Annotated in this window: 7 protein-coding genes; 2 read left to right on the forward strand and 5 right to left on the reverse strand. The window is 37.8% G+C overall.

What is annotated here, in order from left to right:
• Positions 1–288: 288 nt before the first annotated feature.
• Together glmS and Q1A47_RS19515 are read right to left on the reverse strand one after the other, a co-directional pair.
• Positions 289–2,091, reverse strand: coding sequence for a glutamine--fructose-6-phosphate transaminase (isomerizing) (glmS, locus tag Q1A47_RS19510; protein ID WP_026679700.1), 1,803 nt, complete (start codon positions 2,089–2,091; stop codon positions 289–291).
• A 504-nt stretch (positions 2,092–2,595) separates the two neighbouring features.
• Positions 2,596–3,141, reverse strand: coding sequence for a DUF2812 domain-containing protein (locus Q1A47_RS19515; RefSeq protein WP_166530649.1), 546 nt, complete (start codon positions 3,139–3,141; stop codon positions 2,596–2,598).
• Positions 3,142–3,482: 341 nt separating this feature from the next.
• Here Q1A47_RS19515 and Q1A47_RS19520 point away from each other — a divergent pair, with 341 nt between their 5' ends.
• Both Q1A47_RS19520 and Q1A47_RS19525 read left to right on the forward strand, forming a co-directional pair.
• Positions 3,483–4,358, forward strand: a complete 876-nt coding sequence (locus tag Q1A47_RS19520; protein WP_026679701.1) for an RNA polymerase sigma-70 factor — start codon at positions 3,483–3,485, stop codon at positions 4,356–4,358.
• 101 nt (positions 4,359–4,459) lie between these two features.
• Positions 4,460–4,921, forward strand: coding sequence for a carboxymuconolactone decarboxylase family protein (locus tag Q1A47_RS19525; protein WP_026679702.1), 462 nt, complete (start codon positions 4,460–4,462; stop codon positions 4,919–4,921).
• Positions 4,922–4,967: 46 nt separating this feature from the next.
• Here the strand turns inward: Q1A47_RS19525 and Q1A47_RS19530 are convergent, their stop codons facing one another.
• The 3 genes from Q1A47_RS19530 to Q1A47_RS19540 form a co-directional block, all read right to left on the reverse strand.
• On the reverse strand, positions 4,968–5,225 hold the full coding sequence (locus tag Q1A47_RS19530) for a DUF3953 domain-containing protein (protein WP_299632727.1): 258 nt from the start codon (positions 5,223–5,225) through the stop codon (positions 4,968–4,970).
• A 62-nt stretch (positions 5,226–5,287) separates the two neighbouring features.
• Positions 5,288–6,442 (reverse strand): DUF2812 domain-containing protein, encoded by a 1,155-nt coding sequence (locus Q1A47_RS19535; RefSeq protein ID WP_166530647.1) that lies wholly within the window; start codon positions 6,440–6,442, stop codon positions 5,288–5,290.
• Positions 6,439–6,768, reverse strand: a complete 330-nt coding sequence (locus Q1A47_RS19540) for a PadR family transcriptional regulator (RefSeq protein WP_026679704.1) — start codon at positions 6,766–6,768, stop codon at positions 6,439–6,441. Before Q1A47_RS19540 ends, Q1A47_RS19535 begins: the two co-directional genes overlap by 4 nt.
• Between the last annotated feature and the right edge of the window lie 203 nt (positions 6,769–6,971).

The raw sequence follows: 6,971 nt of genomic DNA on the forward strand, positions 1-6,971 counted from the left end.
GAGGCCGTGCCCGCGGAAAGCGAAGTAATTAGTCGGAGCATTGCCAATAGACATCAAACATTTCAAAATAACTACTTCGCTTAACGCAGTCATTGCACTGATTTTATACTTTCTTAACTTAAAAAAAAGAACCGAGAAAGCGTACCTTTGGTACGTTCTCGATCCTAATTGATAGCATAGAAAGATTTAATACATAGTCCCTATCTTCTTCCCCTTCGTTGTAAAGCGAAGTCAAAAATTGTAAAAAAGAATTACAGGGAAACCTTATATTAGATATCTTACCTTCACTTATTCAACTGTAACACTCTTCGCTAAGTTACGTGGTTTATCTACGTCACAGTCACGATGAAGTGCAGCATAGTATGCTAATAGCTGCAAAGGTACGACACTAACAAGTGGTGTCAATAATTCATGTACATGTGGGATAACAAAAGCATCCGTATCCTGCTCAAGTCCCTTCATGCTAATCACTAATGCATTGGCTCCGCGAGCAACTACTTCTTGCACGTTTCCACGGATGGAATAGTTCACATTATCTTGTGAAGCAAGGGCAATAACTGGTGTACCCTCTTCGATTAAAGCAATGGTGCCATGTTTTAATTCTCCTCCAGCAAAGCCTTCTGCCTGAATATAAGAGATTTCCTTCAGTTTTAATGCACCTTCCATACATACATGATAATCGGTACTACGGCCAATGAAGAAGGCATTCCGTGTTGTTCCTAGATATTCACGGACTAAATCTTCAATTGCCTCTTTTTGATCTGTTAATACTTCCATCGCATTTGCAACAATGGCAAGTTCTTGTAATGGATCAAAGTCTAAATCCAATCCTTTTGCCTTTGCAGTATCTACAGCTAAAATAGCTAAGACTGCTAGCTGTGCCGTATACGCTTTTGTGGATGCTACGGCAATTTCCGGACCTGCATATAGATTTAACGTATAGTCTGCTTCACGAGAAAGGGTGGATCCTGGTACATTGGTTATCGTCAATGCTGGATGTCCCAATTCTTTTATCTTTACTAACACAGCACGACTATCTGCTGTTTCACCACTTTGGGAAATGAAAATAAACAATGGCTTTTCAGATAGTAATGGCATGTTATAGGAAAATTCACTAGCAATATGGACTTCTACTGGAATATGCGCTAATTTTTCAATAAACTCTTTGCCGACTAGTCCGGCATGATAGCTGGTACCGGCTGCAATGATATAAATACGATCGCAAACCTTCATAGCCTGACGTACATTTGCATCAAGCTTTAATTCATTGTTCTCTGTTTGATATTCATGAATAATTTTGCGCATGACAAATGGCTGTTCATCTATTTCCTTCAACATGAAATGAGAATAAGTTCCCTTTTCGATGTCACTTGCATCAATTTTTGTTGTAAATGGTTGACGCTCAAGGACCTTACCGTTCAGGTTCTGTACCTCTACAAAATTCCGATTAACCAGTACGATTTCCTGATCATGAATCTCCAAGTATTGATTTGTTTCTTTTAACGTTGCCATTGCATCACTTGCAACAACATTAAAACCATCGCCCAAACCAACTAATAAAGGACTTTTATTTTTTGCAACGTATAGCGTATCATGGTCTTCATTATCAATCAGGCCAATCGCATATGACCCCTTTAATAGACTCATTGCTTTACGAAAACTTTTTGCTGTATCGTTTGTTTCTGCAAAAAATTGTTCAACAAGCTGAACAATGACTTCCGTATCCGTTTCACTAACAAAATCAACAGCTTGTAGGTATTCTCTTTTTATATCCTGATAATTCTCAATAACCCCATTATGAACTAGTGTAAACCTTCCAGACGCGCTTTGGTGTGGGTGTGCATTCTCTTCACTTGGCACACCATGTGTTGCCCAGCGGGTATGGCCGATTCCCATCGTTGCATGAACAGAGCTATCTACACGTTGTCTTAACGCGGCAATACGTCCTTTTACTTTAAAAAGATTAATTCCATTATCATTAAGCATTGCAATACCAGCAGAGTCGTACCCTCGATATTCCAGTTTTTCAAGTCCGTTTAATAAAATTTCCTTCGTGTCATTTTGTCCAATATAACCTACAATTCCACACATGTTTGTGGCCTCCTTATATAAAGGGGCAGACAAACGAACCAATAATTTATTGTTACAGGGGCGTTGTGCTGCCCCTTTCTCGTGATTGTTGTATGTCACCTTGCTTTTTTCCTTTGGCCAACAAGTTACCTTGTTGTTTTGAGAAAAAGCGTTACAATGGAGGTGAGCAATCGGGAGGCACCCGCCGAACAATTCGATAACCTCCAACCTCGTCAACTATCTTCCATCGCTCGGAAAGAATAGTCCTGGCGCTTTGTAAAACATATAAAAGCGTTCTTTAATGCTCCTTTCTTTTCTAGAATAAAACGTAATTTCCTACTAATAGGATACACCACATTTTAACCTTATTCTCTGATTTGCGTCAATCATTTTTTTGTGATGCTATATTACTATATGATTACAAATTGGCATTGTTCATACAATGTGACTAATATGCTTCTAAAAATCTTCCCATTTACATGTCCTTAGCAGAAGAAAAGAGGCACCATGTATGAAGTACCTCTTTTACCAAAACTGTTTATTTGTTTTATATAACCGAATCGTTGAAAACGGAGCGAGTAACCATAGAATACCTCCGATGGTAAGGGTGGCTATCCAAAATGGCTTCTCCTCAAATGTTAATACACCGCCAAAATAAAATATGGTAATACAGCTTAATACTAAAAATAATAAGGAGGTGAGAAGCAGGTAAATAAATATTCCACCATAAAAATATAAAATATTACGATTTCGCTTAATAATACCATCACGCACTGGATAACATCTTAGTTCTTCTGCTGGTTTTTCATTAGCAAGCACATACCAATTTCCTTGGTGACACACTTCCTCCCAGCCCTCACTCTGTATAGCTTCAGGCAGGTGGTAATCCATTGCTTTATCATATACAATATGATAGTGAACCCTCTGAGGATGTTGCGCTTCCTCAAAGATAAATAATCGCTTATTCGTTCTGATCTTCGTCAGTCGATAACCCGCTAATGCCATATCATGCAACCAGTTCTCCATTTTTCTTATATCATAACTCCAAAATGGCTTCCATTTTTTTCTCATTGGACTAACCCTCCCTCTGAGCCTATTTCATGAAGTTATTTGAACCCCCTTATTTCATAATTACGCTACCATTGACCATTTATTACATTTTTTTACGATGTTCTTCTTAACGTAAAATAAATATTGGGGTTTTACTACTCAAAAACCTGCGGTAAACTATAGAAAATCATTAAAGTGAACTTCAATCAGTTGGGAGTTTTGTTTATCCTCTAAATACTACAACAGTATGACCTAAAGACCTTTAAACCAATTGGATATTTACTGACAGTCATTCCCCCACTTATATCGCTTGAAGTGAAATCCTACTGCCTGTTATATCCAACAAAAAAGGGGAGGTTCCAATGGAATTCAAGAAGATGTATAAAGAATATCAGCCCTATCTATTTTCCATAGCGTATCGAATGCTGGGCTCCGTTACAGACGCAGAGGATATTGTTCATGATTCCTTATTACAAATGAACCAAAAAACGGCTCATATAAAAGATCTCAAATCGTACCTTGCGAAAACAACGACCAATCATTGTATTAACTTTTTAAAATCTGCACGTACACAAAGGGAAACCTACACTGGCACCTGGTTACCTGAACCACAAGTTCATTTTATCAAGCAGCCATTAGACAAGGTAATTACAGATGAGGCAATCTCATATGCATTTTTAGTTTTAATGGAGCAATTAACTCCGACAGAAAGAGCTGTGTTCGTTTTAAAGGAAGCAATGGCCTATCATTATGTTGAAATTGCTAATATCATAAATAAAACAGAAGTAAACACTAGGAAAATATATAGTCGTGCTAAGAAAAAATTACAAAACGACTTATTTTCCGCCCACACAAACCACGCTGATCGTGCCGAGAACCTTACAAAATCATTCCTTGATGCTACAACTACAGGTGATTTTGATGAATTTATTCATGTGCTTACAGAGGATGTTGTTCTAGTTACAGATGGGGGCGGGAAAGTACTTGCTGCCATCTATCCAATTCTAAATAAGCGCCGTGTATCAGCTTTCCTTAAAGGAATTTTCTCTAAGGGGAGTTTTAGTGGGAAACTTTACGCTGTCATCGTCAATGGTCAACAAGGTATTTTACAAGTTAAAGATGGTCGTCCAGTAAAAATCATTACCTTTGCTTTAGATAGAAGTCAAAAGAATATAAGTCGCATTTATATTGTTTCTAATCCGGATAAATTAAACCGGATTTCAATACCTAGACACTGATAATGAGAGAGCACACACACAGCTCTCTCTTTTTTGTCACAAAACAGCTAGCTATTTTGTCTATATAGTGAAGGGCCAATATTTAAAAGGAGTGATTTTGAATGGAACAACGAATCAATTATCAGAAGACGTCACCTGAAATTGTCAAATTACTAGTGCAGCTTGAGGAATACAAGAAAAAAACAGCGTTTGATCTGAAATTAATCGAATTAATTAAAATTCGCGTATCACAGATGAATGGCTGTGCTTTTTGTATCGACATGCATACGAAGGATGCGCGGGCAATAGGAGAAACCGAGCAAAGGATATATTGTTTACAAGCTTGGCGTGAGGCACCATTTTATACAGAAACCGAGCGTGCAGCTTTAGCATTAGCAGAAGCTGTGACTGCTATCTCAGTAAATGGTGTGCCTGATAAACTATATAAACAGACACGCATGTACTTTGATGAAAAGCAATATATTGATCTTGTAGCCCTTATTATTACCATCAATTGCTGGAATCGTTTGTCTATTTCCGTTAATAATGTACCTGGAAATTACAGCCCTGTTACCGCAAAATAGCTTGATACCAGAGCAAGTATTCTATCAACAAGTATAGGTACTTGCTCTACTTGTTTAAAGTATTCACGTTAAGTAGCAGCTGTAATGTCACAAAAAACAAAAATGCTGCTGTAATGAAGCTAACATAACCCCATATATTCAATTTATCTTTTCTCACTTCGTTTATTCCCATTACGATGAATAACAATCCTAATAATAAAATAGGTAATGGCATGAAACGCAAATCTCCTGTTAAAAGTTGATAACCTGATAACACGATAATCGTTAACTGTAAGCTTCTTCTACTAACCCTGATGATAACCACTTCCCTAAATGCGTAATTCCATTTCACGAAGATTAGATGTTAGTCCTTTATACGTAAAGACTTCACGGGAAAAACTTTGAAACTCTTTTTCTAATCCGTTGATAATAAAGACCTGATTGAAGCGAAAAGGTAGCAAACTCAATAACCGCTATACCAAAAACAATTAGCATAAACCAATCCATTTTGCCCATATCCGCTGACCACTGCATTGAAAAAAGCACCACGTACATGCTAGTCATCGGAAGCATCATGAAAAGATGAGAAAATGCAATTCGCTTAGCATGATCTAACATATGGACTGTATCGTTATATAATTGCGGCAACTCTTCACCCTCTTCATAGGCCATAGACCAAATCGACCATTTATTCATAAATCCTTTTGATGCATGCATTAGCCTCCATCCAGCACCAAGGTGCATATCAAAGTAAGCGCGATTTAACTCTTTCTGGTAGTCCACACAATATCGAATATGCTGCGGCCTACTATCTTTGAAATAAAATCTTATTCCAAATGTACGAACTGCTACGAACTGCTTCCCCTGCTTAGCCATCGCTTCTAACCATTTCTCTAACTTATCAGGTGCATATATCCATCCTAACCTCCATTTTACAAAGTCTGACGTATACTTTTCTTGCGACAACCTCTGTTTGTTTTCTAACACGTCGCACGCTTCTAATTGCTTTACCGATTGATTTAATTTGAAAAAAGAATATGGAATATACATCCATAGCGATAAGCCGATTAATGCTGTGAATAGCCATCCTGGCCCTCCCTCTACAGATGGTGGCACACCAGCCATTACTAACGAAACTCCCAGTAACAAAACGGGTGGAAGGGCAGTGAATATCAAGGCGAGTAATAGTATGAAAAATAACTTTCTAAGGGTATCGTTTCTCCGTATCATTCCTTCCCTAGCTGGAAGTGTTGTAATATCATGTAATGTTTTTTCGTTACGCAGTACATGCCAATTTCGCTCTGCATAAATTTGTCTCCAGCCATCCTCCTGTAATGCTTTCGATAGATCAGCTTTACCCCTTTTCTCGTGTTCTATCCAATATGTTGGTGTTTGCATGATTGTACCTGCTTTTTCAAAATAAAACCGTCTTGTTAACCGATTGAACTTCACAAAGTGATAACCCTGCTGTGCCATATATGTTAACCAATTCTCTGTCGCATTTACATCATAACTCCAAAATGGACGGAATACGCTAATCATAATAGCTCCTCCCCATACTTTATTGCGTTAGCATGCAATTCTTTTAACCGTTGTATTTCTATCTGTAATAAATTCTGACCTTTCTGGGTAATTTCATAGATCTTCTTGCGTTTACTGTCTGAATAAACACTAATCAACCCATCTCGGTGCATCTTAGTCAACGTACCGTAAACTGTTCCAGACCCGAGACGAATTCGATAATTGGTTATTTCTTCGACATGCTTAATGATTCCATAGCCATGTCTTGGTTCAATTAAAGAAATAAGAATATAAAAAGCTGTCTCTGTCATTGGTATGTAACTTTTCAGCAGTTTCTCACGCTTCATCACATCCACCTACTATCTACTTGATATGTCACAACTCGACTATATCGCATCGTGACATATCGGTCAACGATGATATAAAGGATGCACCATGTTCTTCTACTATGAATAAAGTGAAACTTCAATCCGCGGGGTTTCGGATTGATAGTTGAACCAATCGGACATTTACTGGCAGTTGTTCCCACACTTACTTCACTTTATTGCTT

Source organism: uncultured Virgibacillus sp., from assembly GCF_947495635.1.
GTDB classification, from domain to species: domain Bacteria; phylum Bacillota; class Bacilli; order Bacillales; family Amphibacillaceae; genus Virgibacillus; species Virgibacillus salarius.

What these genes read in the sequence shown, in the direction of transcription:
- Q1A47_RS19535 (WP_166530647.1), bottom strand. Translation starts at nt 6,442, where the DNA reads ATGATTAGCGTATTCCGTCCATTTTGGAGTTATGATGTAAATGCGACA.
- Q1A47_RS19525 (WP_026679702.1), top strand. Translation starts at nt 4,460, where the DNA reads ATGGAACAACGAATCAATTATCAGAAGACGTCACCTGAAATTGTCAAA.
- Q1A47_RS19515 (WP_166530649.1), bottom strand. Translation starts at nt 3,141, where the DNA reads ATGAGAAAAAAATGGAAGCCATTTTGGAGTTATGATATAAGAAAAATG.
- Q1A47_RS19540 (WP_026679704.1), bottom strand. Translation starts at nt 6,768, where the DNA reads ATGAAGCGTGAGAAACTGCTGAAAAGTTACATACCAATGACAGAGACA.
- Q1A47_RS19520 (WP_026679701.1), top strand. Translation starts at nt 3,483, where the DNA reads ATGGAATTCAAGAAGATGTATAAAGAATATCAGCCCTATCTATTTTCC.
- glmS (WP_026679700.1), bottom strand. Translation starts at nt 2,091, where the DNA reads ATGTGTGGAATTGTAGGTTATATTGGACAAAATGACACGAAGGAAATT.